Origin of the sequence: Alkalibacillus salilacus (assembly GCF_030812915.1) — a bacterium.
Classification (GTDB): domain Bacteria; phylum Bacillota; class Bacilli; order Bacillales; family Alkalibacillaceae; genus Alkalibacillus; species Alkalibacillus salilacus.
The window spans coordinates 1-21560 of the sequence record NZ_JAUSTQ010000021.1; the positions used below are offsets into that span (position 1 = coordinate 1).

General features: G+C 31.1%; 18 protein-coding genes and 2 pseudogenes. 9 read left to right on the top strand and 11 right to left on the bottom strand.

Annotated elements, in window-relative coordinates; all coding sequences use genetic code 11:
- On the bottom strand, positions 1-265 hold a 265-nt coding region (locus J2S77_RS14085), incomplete at its 3' end, for an AbrB/MazE/SpoVT family DNA-binding domain-containing protein (RefSeq protein ID WP_306978401.1).
- A 440-nt stretch (positions 266-705) separates the two neighbouring features.
- Here J2S77_RS14085 and J2S77_RS14470 point away from each other — a divergent pair.
- Positions 706-921, top strand: a complete 216-nt coding sequence (locus J2S77_RS14470) for an IS3 family transposase (protein WP_370871862.1) — start codon at positions 706-708, stop codon at positions 919-921.
- 467 nt (positions 922-1388) lie between these two features.
- Here J2S77_RS14470 and J2S77_RS14090 read toward each other — a convergent pair whose 3' ends face one another.
- Positions 1389-2063, bottom strand: coding sequence for a hypothetical protein (locus tag J2S77_RS14090; RefSeq protein WP_306978403.1), 675 nt, complete (start codon positions 2061-2063; stop codon positions 1389-1391).
- A gap of 1325 nt (positions 2064-3388) precedes the next feature.
- Between J2S77_RS14090 and J2S77_RS14095 the strand changes: the two genes are divergently transcribed.
- The 3 genes from J2S77_RS14095 to J2S77_RS14105 all read left to right on the top strand — a co-directional run bounded on the left by J2S77_RS14095 (position 3389) and on the right by J2S77_RS14105 (position 5879).
- The gene (locus J2S77_RS14095; protein ID WP_306978407.1) at positions 3389-3973 is read left to right on the top strand and encodes a tyrosine-type recombinase/integrase; all 585 of its coding nucleotides are present in this window, start codon (positions 3389-3391) and stop codon (positions 3971-3973) included.
- A gap of 74 nt (positions 3974-4047) precedes the next feature.
- The gene (locus J2S77_RS14100; RefSeq protein WP_306978409.1) at positions 4048-4698 is read left to right on the top strand and encodes a hypothetical protein; all 651 of its coding nucleotides are present in this window, start codon (positions 4048-4050) and stop codon (positions 4696-4698) included.
- Between the two features lie 773 nt (positions 4699-5471).
- Positions 5472-5879 (top strand): PBECR3 domain-containing polyvalent protein, encoded by a 408-nt coding sequence (locus J2S77_RS14105; RefSeq protein WP_306978411.1) that lies wholly within the window; start codon positions 5472-5474, stop codon positions 5877-5879.
- Between the two features lie 503 nt (positions 5880-6382).
- Here the strand turns inward: J2S77_RS14105 and J2S77_RS14110 are convergent.
- Positions 6383-7498 carry a DNA polymerase III subunit gamma/tau gene (locus J2S77_RS14110; protein ID WP_306978413.1) on the bottom strand — a complete coding sequence of 372 codons (1116 nt, stop codon included), beginning with the start codon at positions 7496-7498 and terminating at the stop codon, positions 6383-6385.
- A gap of 824 nt (positions 7499-8322) precedes the next feature.
- Here J2S77_RS14110 and J2S77_RS14115 point away from each other — a divergent pair.
- Together J2S77_RS14115 and J2S77_RS14490 are read left to right on the top strand one after the other, a co-directional pair.
- Positions 8323-8847, top strand: a complete 525-nt coding sequence (locus J2S77_RS14115) for a hypothetical protein (protein WP_306978415.1) — start codon at positions 8323-8325, stop codon at positions 8845-8847.
- Positions 8848-9026: 179 nt separating this feature from the next.
- Positions 9027-9173 (top strand): annotated as a pseudogene (locus J2S77_RS14490) (IS256 family transposase); the annotation flags it as partial.
- An 88-nt stretch (positions 9174-9261) separates the two neighbouring features.
- Here J2S77_RS14490 and J2S77_RS14125 read toward each other — a convergent pair.
- The 7 genes and pseudogenes from J2S77_RS14125 to J2S77_RS14155 form a co-directional block, all read right to left on the bottom strand.
- Positions 9262-11004, bottom strand: a complete 1743-nt coding sequence (locus J2S77_RS14125) for a trypsin-like peptidase domain-containing protein (protein WP_306978417.1) — start codon at positions 11002-11004, stop codon at positions 9262-9264.
- A 685-nt stretch (positions 11005-11689) separates the two neighbouring features.
- Positions 11690-12688 carry a site-specific integrase gene (locus J2S77_RS14130; protein ID WP_306978418.1) on the bottom strand — a complete coding sequence of 333 codons (999 nt, stop codon included), beginning with the start codon at positions 12686-12688 and terminating at the stop codon, positions 11690-11692.
- A gap of 729 nt (positions 12689-13417) precedes the next feature.
- Positions 13418-13813 carry a hypothetical protein gene (locus tag J2S77_RS14135; protein WP_306978420.1) on the bottom strand — a complete coding sequence of 132 codons (396 nt, stop codon included), beginning with the start codon at positions 13811-13813 and terminating at the stop codon, positions 13418-13420.
- 629 nt (positions 13814-14442) lie between these two features.
- Positions 14443-15558: a replication initiation protein gene (locus tag J2S77_RS14140; RefSeq protein ID WP_306978422.1), complete on the bottom strand. Its 1116-nt coding sequence runs from the start codon at positions 15556-15558 to the stop codon at positions 14443-14445.
- 300 nt (positions 15559-15858) lie between these two features.
- Positions 15859-16382 (bottom strand): annotated as a pseudogene (locus J2S77_RS14145) (transposase); the annotation flags it as partial.
- A 136-nt stretch (positions 16383-16518) separates the two neighbouring features.
- The gene (locus J2S77_RS14150) at positions 16519-16833 is read right to left on the bottom strand and encodes a hypothetical protein (RefSeq protein ID WP_306978426.1); all 315 of its coding nucleotides are present in this window, start codon (positions 16831-16833) and stop codon (positions 16519-16521) included.
- Positions 16826-17608, bottom strand: a complete 783-nt coding sequence (locus tag J2S77_RS14155; RefSeq protein WP_306978428.1) for a ParA family protein — start codon at positions 17606-17608, stop codon at positions 16826-16828. The genes J2S77_RS14150 and J2S77_RS14155 overlap by 8 nt, the downstream gene beginning before the upstream one ends.
- Positions 17609-17757: 149 nt before the next feature.
- On the opposite strand from J2S77_RS14155, the gene J2S77_RS14160 reads away from it, so the two are divergent.
- The 3 genes from J2S77_RS14160 to J2S77_RS14170 all read left to right on the top strand — a co-directional run bounded on the left by J2S77_RS14160 (position 17758) and on the right by J2S77_RS14170 (position 20947).
- A complete protein-coding gene (locus J2S77_RS14160; RefSeq protein WP_306978430.1) occupies positions 17758-17982 on the top strand; it encodes a hypothetical protein in 225 nt (74 codons plus the stop codon).
- Between the two features lie 525 nt (positions 17983-18507).
- Positions 18508-20643, top strand: coding sequence for a hypothetical protein (locus tag J2S77_RS14165; protein WP_306978432.1), 2136 nt, complete (start codon positions 18508-18510; stop codon positions 20641-20643).
- A complete protein-coding gene (locus tag J2S77_RS14170) occupies positions 20630-20947 on the top strand; it encodes a hypothetical protein (protein ID WP_306978434.1) in 318 nt (105 codons plus the stop codon). The genes J2S77_RS14165 and J2S77_RS14170 overlap by 14 nt, the downstream gene beginning before the upstream one ends.
- 187 nt (positions 20948-21134) lie before the next feature.
- Here J2S77_RS14170 and J2S77_RS14175 read toward each other — a convergent pair whose 3' ends face one another.
- Positions 21135-21320 carry a hypothetical protein gene (locus tag J2S77_RS14175; protein WP_306978436.1) on the bottom strand — a complete coding sequence of 62 codons (186 nt, stop codon included), beginning with the start codon at positions 21318-21320 and terminating at the stop codon, positions 21135-21137.
- Between the last annotated feature and the right edge of the window lie 240 nt (positions 21321-21560).

Sequence of the window (21560 nt, forward strand, 5' to 3'; positions counted from 1 at the left end):
TTTTTACATTGCCCTGTTCAATGTCCTTTTGAGCTTCTTCTTCCCCTTCTTGCCATTCCGCAGTCCAAAACCAAGATTGATCTTTCTCTATAGTTACAACCGGGATTAAGACGACTCTGCCATTTTCCACGGAGACTTCAAAAGCGTCTCCTTTATGAAGGTTTAACATCTGTACGGTTTCAGTCGGAATAGTTACTTGGTTTTTATTACGCAAGGTCACTTTCTTATTCACGGTAGTTACCTCTCTTTCCAAGGTCTTATTCATAGTTATGCCCCTTTCTTTCCACTTTATTCTTGTTTTCCGAAAATGTTACTTTCTAACTTTCCTACAATCCTATTTTACCACTAAGATGTTCTTTTGAGAAGGGAAGAGTATTATTCTAGTTGAGTAATGTTTCACAACGCTATTGTGGTTCGTTATAGTTTCACTCTTAATGGTAAATAAAATATACTCTTTCCTTGCTTTAATCTACTTAGTTCAATGGCTTTCTCAAACAAAGATACAGGATTACACTCCGAATAGTATATTGAGCTTTATTAAGTAAATATAAACGTTTACGTTTAAGTAACCTTACAATTTTTGTATTAGAGGATTGCGTTAAAATTAAGATAATGCCTGTTGTAGTAAAAGTGAATTTCAACGCTCATTCTTTTTTTATCATCATGATAAATCCTCTATTGAATTGAAATGGCATTACCACAAGCATGTCCCGCAAAGGCAACTGCTCTGATAATGCCGTTATTGGGTCTCTCCATTTCTCGTTAAAATCGGAAGAATTCGTCGCCCAGCTAAGAGTGTCCCTTACATCATCTATTACAATAGAAAAAGTGATTAATTATATGTATTATTCCAATTATATAAGACCGTTTTCAAAATTAAATTACCACAGCCCTGTTGAATACAGGACTGTGGCAGCATAGGTTTTTTTCTTGTCTCATTTCCCAAGGTCAGTTCACATTAATCGTGTGCCCATAATTAAAATGAATGATTAATGACCTTTGATGGACTTTCTAACTTCTATACTAAACCATTTGTTTAAATGTGAAAGATGGAGATTACGTTAATACTAAGTTGACTCATGTCACCTTGTTGTTCAATAAATTGAGATTAGTGACAGTTCATCATATTTAAGTACAGATGTAAATTTATCCTAATTTAAGATAACGTGTGATAGTTTGTCTAAAAATAATAGAAAATAAAAATAAATATTGTTCTTTGAATTCACTAAGAAAACCGATAGTCTTTATTCACTCACAAATCGGCCTAAAAGATAAACTGAATACAAATTCTTTCACATTAAAGAAGGGGTAAATCGTATAGATTTTGTTTTTAATTCGTTACAGCATGATAGCTAAGAATTAATCAAATTGCTTGTGTTAGTGTATCACTATAAATCATCAGCGTAAGTAAACTCTACTTCAACGGTAAACGAACCCCCTCCCTGAACACTTACATTGGCTGTACTCCAAGCTCTAGGTGCAAGATCTCCAACAAGTCTATCATTGTAATCCCACCCAGTAGTATATGAGAAACGATTGTAAAGAGGTGTTCTATTTATTTTATTCCCAGTCAAAGAACCAGAATGTGCTGTTACTTCTCTACCTATTATATCTAAATAATTTTCTGAGTCCCAGCTTCCGAAAACTCTATTTAATCTCACCTGTTCATTATCTATGCTAACATCGTAGTCTACGTTCAGCTTTGCTGTAACGCCTCCAGATGTTTCAGTTCTTCCGCTTGTCGATTGCGTTGTAATTTGTTCAGAATCTGAATTTTCATCTTCGTTAGGAATAGGGATAAAAACGTCATATCCTTTAGTTTTAGAACTGTTTGATAGTGTTCCAATATCCCCGTCACTATTAGCATTACCCGTCGATTCAACCTCAACGCCCTCATCTTTAGAATCCATGTGGGTAACTTCTCCAGTTTCGTTATTGGTTATGCTAATTTCAACATTTTCTAAATCGTCCGTACTTTCTTTTTCTGAATCATCTGCAATAATCGTATTCACTGAAAACAGTAAAGTTAATGTCGCAAGAGAAATAGAAGTAATAAGTTTCATGTAAAACATCCTTTCTTTTAATTTAAATAATATTATTGTAATAAAGATTAATACCCAAAATATAACTTTTGTATTTTTCACCATCATTGATTTATGATTAATTCTTCACTATTATAAAATGAATGTATTAATGATCAATTTTTGATATTAAATGAGCGTACAAACAAAATACCTGCAAGGACATTTAAAATCGCTAGAATTTCGTTCTGGAACATAAAATTGAGTAAGAATATATTGTTAGGTAAAAACATAGTCCAGTATGGTGTCGGAATGAAGACCAATATAATTAAAATACTTACAAGACAAAGACGTATCCAGTTAATCTCTGTTTTTTCCGTAAACACTTGCACAAGTCTTTGGCCCTCAATTAAAATCCCAAACAGAAAAAACAATATACTCAAAATGACAGAATAAATCCAAATCCATTCTACATCGTAGTAATTAAGATTTTCTTTATACTCAGGCAGAATTAATGCGATTAGGATTAAACATATAATACTTACTAAGACAGTATAAGGAAATTTTTTCATCACTAGAATTCTCCTTATTTTTCATTTTTTCTATATTTTCAATTTAACATTTTCCTTCTTTTCCAACTTTAGTTTAACACTATTACTACTTAATTTAGCATCCCCCCCCTATTATAACCTCCATGTCATTAGCTTCTTGTGCTGATAACGCTGAAGAAGAGTTTGTAATAGCGATAACTATAATTGATGGAAAATCGAGTTTCTTTTTCCAATAAAACCCTCCTTTGTATATTTTATAACAATATATTACATTAAATTGGGTGTTAAGTAAATGAATATTTGAAAAATTCTCGTTATTTATAGAAAAATTTTTCAATGGCCCTTCCTTAAAAAAAGACTCTCAAAATGACTGGGTATAAGAAATTTTGTAACCTCCATTTGTAGGTCCAACACTGTTGAATAGTTTTTTTAATTCTTCTGAAGAATAATCATTCAATCTTACATTAGTATGTCACTTCATTTGATTAGTCAATTATAGTAATAACGGAACGTCTTTTGCCTCGCGCTTAATAATCTCTTCGTTATTCCAATTCTCAAGAATACTAAACCTGACCATTACTATTAGCTCTTCAATAGGCTGATCATAACAGAAGTAATTATTAACTTCTCCACGTTTGATATATAATAAGTGAATTAACATTTAGTTTTTCAAGGCACCATAAAACGTAAGGTTTTAAATAAAACCTTACGTTTTATTTTCTGTATTCTCGCGCTTTCTCCTTTACAAGGATATTCAAACGTACTATATTGTATTTATATAAATAAAATAATACATTTGTAAAAGTGGTGTAAAACATGGCTGATAAAGTAGAGAATGTCCAACCGTTACGAACGTCTGACGAAATAAACGAAATGAAATTAGCAATTAAACGAGGAAATAAAGGGAGTCCGAAAAGAAAGGCCCTGGCTGATCGCGACCTTATGCTGTTTTTAATGGGCATTAATACGGGATTGCGAGTTGGTGATTTACTTACGTTAAAGGTAAAAGACGTTAGGGGACGAGATAGTTTCATCATTTTCGAAGGTAAAACCCAGAAAAAACGTTCTGTTAACATTAAATCTATTCAAAAGGAAATTGAGGATTATACAAATAATAAAGGGAAAGAAGAATATTTATTTCCGTCTCAAAAGGGCAAAAAGGCAATGACAACAACGCAAGCTTATCGAATGCTAGAGAATGCTGGTGACTATATCGGGAGAGATGATATTGGCACACACACTATGCGAAAGACGTTCGGCTATCACTATTATAAAGCCACTAAAGATATAGCAGTGCTTCAGGATATCTTAAACCATTCTGCTCCGAGTATCACAAAACGCTATATCGGAATTACTCAAGAGGAAATTGATCAATCATTAGAAGGTTTTCGATTAGGGTGACATAAGGTTACGCATTTTCAAGTAGTACCATACTGGAGTGAATCAACTTTAATTTCTTGGGGGAGAGGATATAATTGAAGTTACACGACCTTATCAGGACTTATGAAAAAGCTAAAATCACTATAACCAAAGGGCATTTAAATTATAATAAGAAAAAAAAGTTAGACAAAATAGCAGTTTTTTCTTTTATAATATTCCCTCTTGTTTTGGGATTTATTTTAATAAGTCAGCCAGTTATCACTGCAGATTATTTTTTAGCTGTTATTATTATAGGTTCAATTTTAACAATAATAGCAGCTGAATACTCTAATAGTATTTATATTGAAGACTTCATTTACAAAAGAAACTTGTATAATGTAATAGATGGGTGGATGCCAACAGATTACTCTGAAAGCTTAACAAACCGACTAATAGAAGAAGTTGATCTCAAAGTTAAAGAATACGAAAAGGATCGTTACTTAATTATTGGAATTGCGGGAGCTATGGGCATAGCTTTTTGGCAATCACTATCCCACTTTATTATAGAGGATCACATATTAATTTTGTTAATCTTTATAATACTGGCATCTCTGGTTTTACCAATAATGTATAAACTAGTTTATTTTTATAAGGAATTAGCCACACCTGAATATAGAAATCTGAAAGAATTATCTAGATACTTAAGAGAGTATAGAATAAGCAAGTTGTATGAGGACTCATATTCAAAAAGCATAAACAAGTCATAAACTTGCTGGAATGGGGTCAAATCTCAGTTTTACATATGCTTCAATGAAGCTAATTAATATATATCGGACATTTATAGAAGTTTAACTGATAAAATGGGACCAAGGTTGACACATCATCTACATACGACATGATTTTATTACACGATGAAAAAGAATTTATTACCACATTAACAGTAAACATGAGCACTAGTGGACATAGTGACCCTTCGCTTATATTTAATTATGGAGTAAGAAAGGTTAACTAATCTCGGAAAAACATTTTGGATTACAGCGGTTCTTAAGTATTTCAAATCGCCTAAAAGAATGGGCAAATCTTATTGATATAAATAAGCAGTAAATTCAGTCGTTGCTCTATCATTGAAAGCAATCGCGGCTAATATATTAAAAACAATCAAAACAGAATCAAATAAAATAGAATTGAGTATGAAAAACCAAACGCCTAAATACCGTTGTTTTTAACGGTATTTTTCTTTTTAATATCAATAATATTAATGACAAGGATATCATTAACATTATGTATTAAATCAGCATTATAAATATTAACAACAACAAAGTTAGGGATATTTTTATCGTTATGTATTGAAAATTATTCAAAAAACATCTCTATCTCTTAGAATCTAAACGATAATGAAAACTTGGATGTCCGCCTAAAGTATAACGTTTATACAATACATATTTTTTATAAAAAATTCGTGGGAAATATCGGGAAATGTAGTTTTCCTAATTAAAAATATTATATGATTAATGTACAAAGATTAAAAAGGTTGGGTTGTATGAGCGATTACACTATTGATCCAAATTCTAAAGAAACTCAAGTTGTTGGAAAAATTCCTCAAAAAATATTAGACCACTTTTCTATCAACTGTCCTAATAGAGAAGTACAAATGTACCCAGGTGCTATTAAGCACTTAATCAAGCATGACCATTTCAATATATTTATGAGTCATCACCGAAATATTCCTAATATGATTAGAAATCCGGATTATGTTGGCCAAAATCCAAAAGAACCAAATAGTGTTGAATTATATAAACAATTATCCGAAACTTTGTTAGTCGCGATTAAGCTTGATCCGAGTGGGTATTTATACTTAAGTTCCTTATATGATTTGCATAATGCCGACCACAAAATACAAAAATGCTTAAAATCTGGACGAATAATCCCATTCAGTGATATTGAGTGATTTGTAAGCATTTTTATGTTCTTCTGTTTACATAATAGCGATTTGTGGTATTATATTTATAGAAAATCATATATTATTAATGGGTCTTTGAGGTGGGAAAGGTTCCCCACGCGCTATCTTTTGAGATAGTTATCAGAGATGCAGGATACGCCGACCTGCCAAGGATCCACTCAAAAAATACGCCCCACGCTTTATGCGTGGGGTTTTAATATTCGTGCTTGTATCTCCTCTGCCCATTTTAAGGACTCTGAAAATGAAGGATTCTCTTCTAATATTTATAGATAGCTCAAGTTGGATATATACCATACCTGAAGTGTTTCTAAGGACGTCAACTAACACATTCTTACTCAGAAACGCTTTACCCCTAAAAATACGTTTGCCAAATCAAAACATGATGCTTATTATATTTGGGGGATATTTAATTCATGTATGAAATAGCAGTCTATTTCTGTGTTACACAAAAATAGACTGTATAAATTCAGTTTATTTATTGACCACTAAAATTAGTAATCGTTTGAGGATCTGAAATCTTTTCTTTTTATTAAAGATGATATTCTTCTATTCACTTTCGAAAAAGTATTCATACTTTCTATACTATCAATCTTTAGATAATCTGAAATAACATCATTTAAAGGTATCATAAAAGAGTTAATTATCTTGGAAGAAATTCCATGAATATAATTTTTATCTATTTTTAACTGTTGATCTATATAGTCTAAAAAATTTTCACTGCCCTCATTATAATGAATCATGTTTCGTAACCTTCTACATTCTTCCTCAACTTCATTATCAAAATCATGAATAATCTTTGACAGATCATATTCACATTGTTTATCTATTAAAGTAAAAGTGTCAGATAAAAATTTGCGCATATTTTTTAAATTATCCATGACCTCATCAAATTTAATCGTCAATAATCTAAGCACTATATAATTTTCTATCTGAAGATCATTATCGCTATTTATATATATCCCATTATACAGCCAAATACAAGTACTAGCTTCTTGTAAACTAATAACCAACCTTGTTAATGCAACATTTTGATTTTGATTATCTCCATAAAAATTAGAATTCAATATATCTTTGGTTTTGTATGCTTTACTGTCTTTATATTCAAAAGTCGGTATTTCTATTGGAGCTAATGTGTAACCTGATTTTTCTCTAAGTTTCTCTGAAAATAATGCAAGTGTTTCTCCAACCATTTCAGCAAATCTAAATGCAACTTTTTTAGTTTCATTTGGGTTAGTACTAAAAAAGTGAGTATCTTGAAATACATAGGTAGTGTATATAGTACTCCCCACAACTTTTCCATTTTCTAAATAAAAACCTAAATTATCGACATCATTTCCAAACTGATAGGTGTGTAAATCTACTATACGATTATAAACTTTAAAATTATCTTTCTTTTGATATAGCTTAACCCTATGACGTATCTTTTTTATAGCTGGATCCAACTCTACTGTATCGTCAAATATCTCTTTATTTATTTGATATATCATCAAACAGAGGTCTCTAAATAAAGGATAAACCGGTACTGCAGAAAATTTCTTGTTCTCTTTTATATTCAGTAAACTTGCTATGCCAACTAAATCATAATATGCAGTATAAATATTGTTCATTAGTAACCTACCTTACTATACATATATTTTAAGAAAAATATTCCATGAATATGATCTAGTTTATAAAAATACAGATTGCTATTATATTTCAATTAACATCACTTTAAAAATAAGACCATCATAAAGATATGATGGTCTTATGCTGCTAATAGCCTTGGTTTCCTATTTCAACCGTTTTACCTTTTAAACTAACTCCTCGGAAGCCGCTAAGGCTATTAGCGTTGTAACTATTGTAAACATTGACATCGCAACCATCTCCTTAATTTCCTTCGGAATTGATTCCCATAACTTCATCATAACAATTGATATTGAATTAGCGATAATTATACCAATAATCCAATACTCGCTACTCAGAGCAATGTTTATAGTTTTGGCGAGGAGTACAGGATTCGAACCTGTATCTGCGGCATACTTTTACGTAACCTGTTTTGATTGTATATTTTTCCAATACTAGAATCAATATAAAAATTACTAATAATTTTGTTTAAGATAACAAATATAAATGATTAACTATCGCATAGTCTCTGCTACCAAGTTCTTTCCCATACTATAAGGTTCTATAAAGAAATATTATCTAATTACATTAACAGTATTATTCCTTAAATTAATATTAATAAGAATACCAATTATATTCCTTTGACTTTAATTTTAGATAGAAGAGAACATTCATTAAAACTCAACAGTCAAACGTAAACGTAATTGTAAACGTTTAATCATTGAGTTAAAATAAGTTGCTTTTTTGCATTTAGAGTATACAAGAAAATAACTTACACAATTAAAAACTTTCATTTTAAAAACGATAATGAGATAAAGGGGGGATAATAATGGAATCTATAATGAATATATTAGAACCAGATGGGGTTAAAGGGATCATTCTTTTTGGCTTTTTTATCTTGTCAACATATGTATTTATAAAATTAGTGCTCACATGGAAAATTGATGAATATGAAAAATGGTTGATGAGTGATTTATCAATTTTCCAACATGATTATTGGAAAGGTGTTAAGGTAACTTTTTTTCTATCTTATACAATAACTCGCTTTTGTTGGGGGATAGAATTAAATGATAACAACCTTCTCACAACAGAAACGATTCTATATATATTGTTATATTGGATGGTTTTATTTCTTGGTTGGACACTGTTCATCATTTCAAAAAGAATATATGTATCAAAAAAAAATAAATCTGAGATTTATTTAGAAATGGAAGAAGGGCGTCTTTTCTATATAAACAAAAGATTTAACAATGGTACCTATTTAATACTTGAAACAGGTTCTGAAAATCCAACACAAAGGATAGTGAATAGAGAACAACTGTTAAATAGAAATATGATAATACATAATGAATAATTGGAGTTTTAATATTAGGGTGTTCTAAAAATCACAATCTAAATAAATTCAAAACAAGAATCCTCTTAATGAAGATGACGTACAATAGTTTGGGTAAAAACTTTTGTAGATAAAAAAAGAGGTAGGAAATCCTCATGGTTAACGACCAAATCAACTCTTGCAAGGAGATGCCCTACCTTATGTCTACAAGTATAGGACCAAATAGCCTTGAAAATCAATGGGACGATATGGTCCGTTCCTTCGTTCCAGAAAAGCTCAAAACGAGGATAAAGGAAGAAATGAACCAGTTCTTCGAAAAGAGTCCAGAATTAAACAAATATAAAAATGTGATCAGTTTCTACACTTGAATAAAATCTGTGACTCATAAATATTAAATGCCTTACCTCCCTTGGTATTTGATAATCCTAAAACGAATTAATTTGTTCTAAGAAAAGTATATGAGGCTTCTCTCATTTTTTTATTAAACACATATAAAACGTCCTCAATAGGAATAACTTCATTGGGATGATTCTCTCCACCTTTAACTGCTACTCCAACTACTTTATTACTATTATTAACAACAGGGCCACCACTATTGCCATCAAATATTGTTTCCGAAATTTCATACAATTTTTGACTTCCCTCTTTATCAGGTAGCCCTCTTCTTTCGTTTATTACTCTCCCTTTCCGTGAGCTCAAAGGCATCCCCCCTACATAGTTGGGGTAACCTAATAGAGTAATATCAATATCTGATTTGATATTTAAATCATAATCAAAACCTTCATTTTCCATAGTTAAATTGTCTGCTTTAAGAATTGCAATATCTAAATAAGTGTTATAATAAAGTACCTCTGCATAAGTAGAACCTGTGTTGGGTGTATGTTGTGATTGATGAAGCTTTATTTTGTCTACATCAGCCCCATTTTCAATCTCTTTTATAAAATCTGAAACAACATGAGCATTAGTAACTATCCCCACTCCTGTTAAAAGGAAAGCACTTCCTTGATAATTTAAGATTTCACCAGTAAAATCTTCAAATTTATATTTATAATATAACGATTCAATAACATATGTATTTCTTATATTTGATTTATATACATCTGAATATACTGTTATAAAAGGCACATCTAAACCTTGAACTAATTTATTATATCTTTCTCTTAACTTCAAAAATAGTTCATCATCTTTCCCTTTTACTTGCCCAACATAAGAAATCATACCTCTTAATACACTGAACATATCAGATTTATTATCTTGTTTTTTTTGCCTAAAACTATATTTTTGATTAAATACTTTTTTTGACTCTTCAAGTTGGCCTTGTTCTTTCCCTTTTTCTGCAGCATGTAAAATAACTCTTATATATCTAATAAACCTTCTATTAACATTCAATTTGTCATTAACTGTTAATCCAGTAACCTCCATTCTTTGGTACTTATTCCTCAACCTAGTCTTATTTTCATTAACTGAAAAACCGTTTTTCTCTATAATAGATGTTATTTTTTTAGATAAGTAAACCTTTTTTTCATCCTCGTCTTTAATAGCAATCTCTTTAGGGAAAAAATTTCTTGAAGTAGAAATAGTAATATCATCCGCATAACGTGTATATTTACAATTATATCGCGCAACTAAGTTTGTTAAATTTCTATCTAATTTGTAGGAAATAATATTAGAAATTATAGGAGAAGTAGCAGCACCTTGTGGTAAAAATCCTTCATGATGACAACAAATGTTTGCTAAAGTAGTCGAAACATCTGGATTAAATTTAAAGTAGTATAAAAACATAGCTCTCACACGTGCAAAACTAATAGAAGGAAAAAAATCTTTCAAATCAAAATTTAATACATGCTTTTGATTAATGTGAGGTCGAGCGTTTGAAATAGTGCTTAGCCCATTCACAAAACCATGGGCATTCTTATGTGGAGAATACATCAAATTTAGAATATAAGCTAATTTTTTTTGAATTATGGCTAGATTTTTAACTGGGGAATAAATTGTACGCTTTCCGCCTGATTTTTTATCCAAGTTAAACTGGGAATAATTCTTCTTTTTATTTTTTATAAGGATACGAAATAAAACTTCTTTAGGTACTTCTAATAAATCTGCTACATCATTAAAAGTGCCAAGAGAATTGAATTTCTTTTCAATTTGATCATCTGTTTCAAATAAATTCAGTTCCATTCAATAATCCCCTGTATATAGAAATTTTATATTTTAGAATTTTAATTAAGAAAGGAGTAGAAGTAATTCTACCTCTTTTCGACCATGCTGATATACAAAGACGCGAAAAACCATACAATATAAAAGCTATGATTTACCTTTTAATTATGCCGCAGCGTTTATCACCGCGAATAACAATTACTGTCTACTCCTAATTTGTAACCATAACATAATTTTTTACATTTTAATAGGATATACAGCTTCAAAATGAATTTTATTATGGCTATCATTAGCATTATTTACTAAGTCAATGTTGCGGGCATTAATAACAATAAGATTGAGAATATCATTAATATTATTGTTAACTTAATATTGAGTATATCAATAACAATAATGATAAGGATATTAATAACAATATTGTTATTAATATTATTTAAATACTAACTTCCATAATCTACAGAATACTGGTTCTCACACTCACGTATTCAATACAAATATAGTCGTTTATTTTTGATAGTATGAATTCAAATCCCTTTAAATAAACGATTGCATCTATCCCTACATTAACTTAAACGTAAACGTTTACTTAAACATAAAGTTAGAACAAGTACTTATTTTAAGAACAAAATGTTGTTATTCAAGGATATCTTGATAATATTAATAACAATATTAACATTAATATTGTTATTGTTTATAAAATACGGCTTTATACTTCTTTCAAACTGTTCATATATCTAAAAGCCAAATCGAATCTATTTTTCCCGTGTCCTAACTCAGAATGAATCAAATCCATCTTTTCTTTCATATCATTATAAACCCCTTTGTTATGAACACCATAATCAGCGTTTTTACCTTCTCCATAACGTTTTAATACTTGGCTCAACATTTTTTGTTCTTTCGAATTCATCAATTCTTTAACCCTCTTATATGCGTAGGCATATCGATAACCATGGCAACCACGTCCATCCGTCTCTAACCCTGCTCTTCTAAACGCTTCGTTGTTCATCTTGCGAATTGAATCAGACCTTATAGGTACCAGTCGATCAGTTTCATTCTTCCCTTCCAACATTTTTTCAATTTCATTATTAAGCTTATTAGGAATTTCAATCAAACGATGACGCCCCCCTTTAGTAATCCCTTCGCCTTGTGATATAAGAAGTCGTCCTCCTTCAATATGTTCAACTCTAATTTTAGACACTTCTTCACTTCTTAATCCAAGTTCACGCATTAGTGTTACAGCCTTTTGCATATTATCACTCATTTTAGGTATAACTTGTTCAATTTCAAAATTTGAATATGAACGATCCTGAATATTTTCCGTTCGTTTAGCTGGAGCTATTAATCGCTTTTCAGCGGTGAAAGTGATTTTTTCTTTTCCAAATTCCTCACTAAGCTTCTGAAAACCACGCTCTACAAATTTTAAGGCTGTTTCAATATTGCGAAGGTGCCCTTTACTCCTCCCTCTATTTTCTAAATGACGAATATACTTTTCATAATGTTCAGGAGTTAACTGATGTAGTTTTTTTACGTTGTATTCATTTCTAACCCATTTTGCAAAATTATATCCAGCTGACAAAGTATGTTCTTTTTGTTTATAAGAATGAATTTCTGGCTTCTGCCCATTTAGTCGAAGCTCTCTTTTTGAAACGCCAATCTTATCCATTTTTTCAACCGATTCCTTTACTTGTTTGATGATACTTGCCATTAAATCCCCTCCACTTTTACATAGTTAAATAAGCCTTCATACTCCGATTTTTAACCCAAAATCGAATATAAGGCTGATATATCAACTCTTATCATTTCGCTTTGCATTTCCATTTACCCCATAAGGTGAAACTGAGTTATACAAAAAAATAATGTGTTATGATTCAATTTTCAATGTACAACAGTATCAATTCTTCGATTAATTCAACCCGCCCGACCTATATTTATTGAGCCGTCAATTTTTGCTCTAGTTTATTCTCCGAACGCAAGGGTTTTATGCGTTATCAGAGCTTAACACAATGTTTCGCTACCTATTCTCATTTCAATAGTCCTCTCCTTTTAATTTTTTTATTTTTATCTATTCCCATAAAAAAATAGACTTACCTTTTGGTAGTCTATCTTGTGTTTTTCATATTTTATTTTGTTTGGCGATTCCAAGTGGGGTGGTTCTCTCCCCCTTAAACAAAACTTCTATCTTTATTTTTGTATATCAGATATCTTATAAATTTGCATACTTCACCTAATTAGGTATTGCTTATCACTGTGTAACAATTCAATGCTACGCTTTCGCTCTCTGGCGAAAGAATTTTAACTGTGTTGTCACCTTCTGTTTATAAAGGATAAACAACCCTCAACAAAGTTGAGAACAAGATTAACTAAATCACTATAATTTTAGTTTACATCAGATAAATCTAGAGAACAACTTTTTTCTTTTTACCCAAAAAGTTTTTTATTGTGTTTGAATCAATATTGTCCACTTATTTTTATCAAACTCATCAATTAAAAAAGAAAGCATTTCGATTTCAAAAGCATTTAATCTATCATGGGCCTTTTCGGTTGTTACCATATGCTTTAATGTATCGCTCAGAAGCTCATATTGGCCTTCTGAGGTGCTAATTAAATTTCCGGCGATGTGAATGTCGAATTTTTTATTTTTAAGCTCTAGAAAGGATTCTATGAACGTCGGAGTTATATATAATGTTGTTTGGCAAAATGGACAGATATGATTATTTGTAAATAGTGATTCAAGGTCTTCTTCTTGGTAAGCAAAGCCATGATTTATAAACGCAAAGTCTTCTGAATGAGTATAACAATTAACGCATTGGATGATTACTTGTTTTTTCAATTTAACACCAACCATAAAGTAAAATGAAAACATTTTTAAAATTAATACAGTAAATAGTTAAGTCCATTAAGGTGTCCTTTGCATTAAAATACATAATAGCTATTCATCTAACCAATTATAGTAAACAGATTTATCTCGGGTTAATGCTTCTTTTTTTCTTTCTTCTTGATTGATCGTTACAAGTTTCGAGTTTTTAACTGATTTTTTTAGCCCGTTCACTAAGTATCTGGCAAACCCTTCATCAGTATGGAATGCCTCACCTTTTTTATTTGTTTATTCATGAATTCTATTTGTCTATCAAAATCGTTTGAAGTGAAATTAACAACTTGTTCTTCAATAATGATATCAATAATATGATTTATTGTTTTATGATCCCATTTATATTCTATTATCATTTTTTCAGTCATAGATTTGATGATTTCTTGGTGTGCTGTATTATTTATTTTTTCTTCTACTTCTTTTAAAAAATCAAGTTCAGTTTCACTATATTCAGTATTATTATATTCAGTATTACTAGTGTTCGATTTTCGAACTTCAGTTGATATGACTGGATTGGGACCCTTTTTTTCTTCACTTTCTTCAAATGAATGTTTTATGTTTTCATATCTCTTGCCATTTTGGTTAAATTTCTAAGAGCGAAATCCCTCAAAAAAAGCTTTTAAATCTTCTTGTTCTTCGGGATTTATCAATGCTTCTTCTTTTTTCTTTCCATTTTTAAAATCCTCAAACCACTTTGGAATAACTTCTCCAGATTGATCTAATTCATGCTCATCAAACTTTTGCACATGATACCCTTGCTTCATTAACTTTTCTTTCTCTGTCAAAATGTAAATCATTAACCCCACAGGATTATTCACATCATTGTTTTTATCTATTCGTTTATTCACTAGCTTAATTAGCTTTTTTAACTCTTCTTTATAATTATCATTAAACACAAAATAAGAAAGTGTTAGTAACTTCTTATACCCCTCAATGTTTATTTCGTATCCCACAGATAATTGATTTAATTCATTTAACAAATCACCTTCTAATTCATTAGAAGGTTTTGGTTTAGAGTCGGGTTTTGTTTTCATTCCACGGACTGAAAAAGTAATTTTTTCTATTTTTCTACTTTTGCGCACTTCTTCAAAAGACACAGTGATATCTGTATTTGCGTTTAACTCTTCAATTGAAGAAGTTAAAACACGACTTTTAAAATGACCATAACGTTTATATTTATCTTCAGGAATACCTAGCTTTTCTTTTAATTGATCAACTGTCACTTCCCAACGACCTAAGTGCTGCCATTTTTTAACTAATTCATACAACCTAATAGCGTAAGCACTTTTTAACGATAAAATATTACTTAATTTATAAGACGTAAAAGCTTGTTTAAGTTGCAATAAATATGGCTTCAATTTGGGGTCAAAACCAAACTCAATTCTTCCTTCTCCTTCTATGTATTCCACATGAGACGCCCAATTACAAATAATCCACCCATTACCTTTTTCACGTGGTATTTCAATGACCTTCGTCATTAAATTTTTTATAATCTCTTTCATTTGTGTGTAGTTTTCACGACCTTCAATCCCTAATAGTTCATGAAAATCTCGTACTCTAATCTCATATGTTTTAAAGTCATCATCATCAGGTTGGATCATACTGACAGCTGACAATATAATTTTTTGTTCTCTAGCCGTCAAAGATTGGCGATGACGAGCTTCAATTAAATGGTTTGATTTTGTAACTAAGTGTTCAGAATTCAAAAAAACACCTCTCATGTATCTATTTCAATCAATTCTATCACAAAAAAATAAGAGTGTGATCAAATTTCATGTTTGAATAAAATCTGTGACCTTCTGAATAAAATCTGTGACACCTTTGAATAAAATCTGTGACACCTTTGAATAAAATCTGTGACCTTCTGAATAAAATCTGTGACACTTAGATCTCAAATCCTAAGAGAGAGAAAGGATTTGGGATCTCTAAAACAATTAAAACAATTAAAACAAAAGAAAAAACAATACAACAAAGATCTTTTGTTGCTGATATTAAATAATTACTTCTTAATTGCAATAGTAAATGCAACAAAACACAGTAGGGTAAATAAAAGTTATGCTTAAGTTAACTTTTTGCAGTTCTTCATGAAAACATTTATCAGGTGTTTTATAGCCTGAAATTTTTCATGGAAGGGTGTTACACCAGGTTTCCACATATTTGATAACATCGGGTGACACATCCTCCATTGATTGACCTTTCGGTATAAAACGACAGATGAATCCATTATGACGTTCATTTGTACCTCGTTCACTGGAGATGTATGGATGGGTGGAAAGGCATCTCCAAAGTTTTCCTGTATGGCGATAATCGCTTTTTGAACATCAGGGGCTTGCTTCCCTTCAATTTTATGAATGATTTCGCGTCGTGTCTGCCGTTCGGTAAGCGTCAATAGGACAGATTCTTTAGCCCGCTTGCCAAGGATGGTATCGGTTTCCCAGTGACCGAATTCGCTGCGATCGTCGACAATGGAAGGACATTCTTCAATACTTTGACCCAAGACCTTTCTGTGTTGGCGGTTTCGTTTTGTTTTTCGTCGACTTAATCATAACGGATTTACCGTGGCTTTTTCTATCCCCCTATCAAAATAGGTTGTTGTTGCATTTTATTTTACAATCGAGCTTTCAGAATAGTGTCTATAAATATCATACTAAGGGTTTACAGACGAATTATTTTTTATAATCATTTAATGCGGATTCAATTGCTTGGTTAATGAAAGCAGTTTTGAATCCTTTTTTATTTTTTTGAGATAAATCATTTAACTCTTCGGCTAAATCATTTTGAATCAGAAAAGTTTGGCGTGTATGAGTATCTTCTATACTTTGTTTATCTTGGAATCGGCTTAACTTATTTTTGCTTTCTTCCGTTGAATCTGTGCTCTTTGTGCTGTTATTTTTATTCTCGCTCCATTGCTCCATATATTTTTTGGCAGCGTTTGTTTTTTGATTACTTAATTTGTTTTTGATTTCATCTGCTTTAGACACGTTGAATCAACTCCTCAATAAATGATCTATGTTGTCGCACTGCCGAGGGAAGTTCAGTATTCCCTTGAAAACCGAAGATAGGCAACCTGCCAGTCGTAGCCCTTCGATGGATTATTGTTTCGAATAAAGCATCTTGGTATGTTTCTTCTAACATATCAGAAAAAATTTTGTTATCGGATCTTCTTTTATCATGCATTGAACGAAGAATACCTAGTACTTCAATTGAAGAATTTACTTGTTCGGTTTTAAATTCATTAACCTCTTGCACAGTCCCTAAGAAACGTTCTATGGCGTTATAAGAAAACTTTTCTAAGTTGGTTGGGATTACTACATAGTCAGCTGCAAATAAAGAATTGATTGTTAAAATTGATAGAGCAGGAGGCGTATCGACTATTATAAAATCGTATGCTTCTCTTATTTTTTCTATAATATTAAACAAGGCCACACCTGGAGACTGATTAAATTCATTAAATAGAAACTGATCGAGTGTAGCTAAATAATCCGTTGAAGGCAATATATCTAGGTTTTCTGAAATGTTTAAAATAAAGGGGTGCGGGTTTTGCTGTTTAATAGCTTCTAGAACATCACGTTCGTCAAAAGTTTCCGTAGCGTCTTCAACTTCCGTTAAAAGTTGTGTTGAATTTGCTTGAGAATCCATGTCGACATGGAGTACTTTATAACCTTTTTGAGATAACAAAAAGGAAGCAACACCAGAGATTGTACTCTTTCCTACTCCCCCTTTTTGTAAAGAAAAAGCGATTGTTTTACTCTTCATAAGAGACCTCCTCTTTATTATTAAGTATATCTGATTCAGGGAATAATTTAAACATAAACGTAAACGTTTAATTATACTTCTTTGAATAGTACTTGAGAATTCTATTCTTTAGAGGGAATTTAAACACATCCTCTGTGATAATTCATGGATTGAAACATGAATTAACACGTCTTTATATACCATCTGTAGATAAACGTGAAGATCACATCGATTACTATATCCATAGATCGCTTATACAAGTACTATTAGATATCTTTGGGGACGATGTAATTCACATGGTGATGAAAGAAGGATCAAATACGTCTCGTTTGACGAAAGAGCGATTACGACCTTATATTCCAAAGCAAAACCAACACCATCCGCAACGGGATTGAACATGCTGTAAGACAAGCTGTTGTGTATGTCATATGGCACGGTGGATCGCGCGGTATGCAGACCCTTTTTTAGCCAACAGTTCGGCCTTGTTTGATAAATTAGACTGTTTGGTTTCGTGGTAGCATAAAATCCCCCCCTTGACGTGCTTGGGGTTGACAGCTATTCAATAGACGTTCAGCTATACTTGCACATAACTCTCCTTGACCCCGAGGGAGATCATTCGGTCTTTTGCTTTGCTTCATTCCTGCTTTCTTTAGCACTTTTATGAAGGGACGGCAAATCGTTCTCGTCGCTTTGTTTGTACATACGGGGGAGATATTTGTATGTTATTTAAACTAGTGACAATAAAAAGTTAATGGATAAGAAAAACAATTCAAAAAGTTTAGTTAAATAATTTTTAATATAAATGTTGAACTCGATAGTTTTTCCATTAAATGTTAGAATAAAGATATTCCTTCTGATTAAGATCCACAATAATTAAAAAACTTCGCAGTTAGTAAATACTTAATTTAGGGGTGTTTAAAATGAAAATAGATTTACATACTCATACAAAAAAAACAAAAGAAGGAGATAGTAAGAATAGAAACATAGGTGCACTAGATTTTATTGAGAAAATGCAACAAAATAATATTGCTATTTGTGCAATAACTAATCATAACCATTTTGACCTGCAACAATTTAATGAAATTGAGAATGAAGAACCAGAATTTTTATTACTGCCAGGTATAGAATTAGATATCGATCATGAGGAAGGGCATTATCATTTTATAATAATTTGCAACCCCAGTAGAGCTAAGGAATTTAAAAAGACTTTTGATAATGATAATGATAGAAATTATAATACATATAACTTACCTTATAGGGATCTCATTAGAAAGGTTAAAGAATTTGATGTGGAAGATGTTATTGTGTTCCCGCATTTTGGAAATAAAGACAAGAAAAGAGCTATTGATACTGATACTAAAAATCAATTAAAAACCGACCTAGAAGGTTATTTGGTAATATTGGAACCAGGTAAATTACATACTATGGGTATTATAAATGCTCATGAAGAATTATCTTTAGTTGGTAGTGATGTACATGATTGGTCCACTTACTCAAGTGATTACCTCCCAGAAATTAAATTTAAGATTAATAAATTTGAAGATTTTATACAGTTGGCAAACCATACCCCAATGTTCATTAGGAATTATCTGAATGGTACAGATTCATATAATTTAGAAGTTAAAAATGGCAGTACAAATATAGGGGGAATTGAATTATACAGAGATATTAATATTTTGTTTGGAGAAAAAGGATCTGGAAAAACATATTTGCTAGAAGAATATATTCAACCTTATTTCCAAGATTTAGGTTTGAATCTTGTGCATCATGCTGGTAAGTATTATATGGATAATTATAACGAATTGATTAATTCGTTTAAGGATAAGGTTACTATTGATCACGAAAAATTTGAATCTGCATCTAATGATTTAGAGAGTATTTTCAAATATAGCGAGAGAAAACCTGATAATATAATTAGTCAATTATTTAAATACCATAAGAATCAAACGAATAATAAGAAAGTACAGAAAATCAATAAATTCACTTCCAAATATAATAAAAGCCCTTCGACTGATGCTGAGTCAATCAAGGCAGAAATTTCCGATAATATAAAAAAATTGGATGATGCTTACAGTATTAATATAAGTTTAGAAGATTATAGGGACAAACAAAACTTTTGTGCTTTTAATAAGGAATTACAAATTCTAAAAAAAGATATGATTGAAAAAAGAATGGAAGATTTTAAAGAAGTATTTCGTGTTGAACGTACAGAAAAATTCTTACATGAATTAAAAAATTCTATTAATAGGCAAACAGGTACGACTTCACGACCTAATACTATTGGATTTTCAAGTTTAGTTAATCAAAGGCTAAGAAGACTTCAAAAAAATGAAAGAATAAAAAACACATTAAATGATTTAAATAAGCGTGAAGAATTTTTGTTGGGTGAATTGCCTATGAAAGGAAAAGTTAAACTTTCTGTGAGATATCAGGTGCTAACACCTGAAGACAAGGCTTATAATTCTCCTTTTAGGCAGAATACAATTAAAAATAATAGAGATATAATAGAAAAAATTAATGATTTTAACATCAGCAATTTTAAAAATATAAATAAATATTTTGAAGGTTTGATTGATGGGATTAATACGCAAGACTTCATGAATGATGTTATCAAAAAAACACATTCAATGAGTGTTGGTGATAATATCAACTATAATCCATCTGAGGGCGAGAAAGCAATATTGACTGTAACTGCTCTACTTGAAGACAATTCATATGATGTATACTTATTCGATGAGTTAGAACGTGGATTGGGTCAAAAATACCTTTCTGATTATGTCATTCCTAAGTTAAAACGATTAAGGGATAACGGTAAAATTATAATAGTTTCTACACATAATTCAAACTTAGCTGTGAATACTTTACCTAGTCAAACTATATATTGTGATTTTTCCCCGGAATCCAACGAGATTTACTATGTAGGAAATATGTATGCAAATGAACTTAAGTGTACTTATTCTGACAAAATTGTAAAATGGAATCATACTGCATTAGTCCATCTAGAAGGTACTAAAACAATGTTCAAGGTGAGGAGGAATACTTTTGGAATTAACTAAAATTGAAGAAACAGAACTAGCATTAAAAGTAATTGAAAAGGAAGATCTAGCATATTTAAAGGTAGAAGAATTAGACGCTAATATAGCACTAAACGATAGTAACGTTGAAGATATTGAACGCCTTTTCAATTCTATTTTTGACTATGTAATAGGACATGAAAAGTTACCTGTTTTCAAACTGGAAAGTTATGGAGGAAACTTATATCATGTGTTAGCTAATGACCTAGTCGAATTTTTGAATACAGAGATTAGAGCATCCGAACAAGAATTTACAGAGATTTTAAAGTATAAAGGAAAGTCATGATATTATCACTTACAAAGAAGAGAAAAAGCTATCTTCCCCAAGTGGGTTTATTACAACTTTCTGTCCAATTCGGACGGAATCCTGTTTTGTTTTACAAAATCAAATTTTTTTGGGGTCTGAATGAAAAAAGGAATTTCCAATCAGGAAATTCCTAAGATAGTATAATGATTATAAGAAAATGAGTGACTTACGGGTTAACGTAAACAGTGTCGTGTTCTCCGCAATTTCGTAGCTTCAGTTCCTGTGGGCTACGTTCGTACGTAATGCGTAAGGCGGGAGATCCTTGACTTGCAGTTGCTTCCCAAACATCAGGATTTTTATAACCTTTCATTTTCTTCGTTCTTAAAGAAGGGTGTGTAATATCCTCTGCCATTTGCTCGATGCAACTCTTTATTTTTTTTTGAGATAAGGGGTCTAGTTTTTTATATGTTCTTTTAAATCTTCCAGTTCGAGTAATTAACATTATTAATCCTCGTCATTATCCAGGTCTTCGAATAATTCTTTTGCTGTATTGAAAGTTTTTACATTGCCCTGTTCAATGTCCTTTTGAGCTTCTTCTTCCCCTTCTTGCCATTCCGCAGTCCAAAACCAAGATTGATCTTTCTCTATAGTT

Bases quoted from the DNA above. Each gene is read 5' to 3' on its own strand.
- J2S77_RS14470 (WP_370871862.1), top strand. From the start codon at position 706: ATGTCCCGCAAAGGCAACTGCTCTGATAATGCCGTTATTGGGTCTCTC.
- J2S77_RS14090 (WP_306978403.1), bottom strand. From the start codon at position 2,063: ATGAAACTTATTACTTCTATTTCTCTTGCGACATTAACTTTACTGTTT.
- J2S77_RS14095 (WP_306978407.1), top strand. From the start codon at position 3,389: ATGGCTGATAAAGTAGAGAATGTCCAACCGTTACGAACGTCTGACGAA.
- J2S77_RS14105 (WP_306978411.1), top strand. From the start codon at position 5,472: ATGAGCGATTACACTATTGATCCAAATTCTAAAGAAACTCAAGTTGTT.
- J2S77_RS14110 (WP_306978413.1), bottom strand. From the start codon at position 7,498: ATGAACAATATTTATACTGCATATTATGATTTAGTTGGCATAGCAAGT.
- J2S77_RS14115 (WP_306978415.1), top strand. From the start codon at position 8,323: ATGGAATCTATAATGAATATATTAGAACCAGATGGGGTTAAAGGGATC.
- J2S77_RS14125 (WP_306978417.1), bottom strand. From the start codon at position 11,004: ATGGAACTGAATTTATTTGAAACAGATGATCAAATTGAAAAGAAATTC.
- J2S77_RS14130 (WP_306978418.1), bottom strand. From the start codon at position 12,688: ATGGCAAGTATCATCAAACAAGTAAAGGAATCGGTTGAAAAAATGGAT.
- J2S77_RS14155 (WP_306978428.1), bottom strand. From the start codon at position 17,608: ATGAAGAGTAAAACAATCGCTTTTTCTTTACAAAAAGGGGGAGTAGGA.
- J2S77_RS14165 (WP_306978432.1), top strand. From the start codon at position 18,508: ATGAAAATAGATTTACATACTCATACAAAAAAAACAAAAGAAGGAGAT.
- J2S77_RS14175 (WP_306978436.1), bottom strand. From the start codon at position 21,320: ATGGCAGAGGATATTACACACCCTTCTTTAAGAACGAAGAAAATGAAA.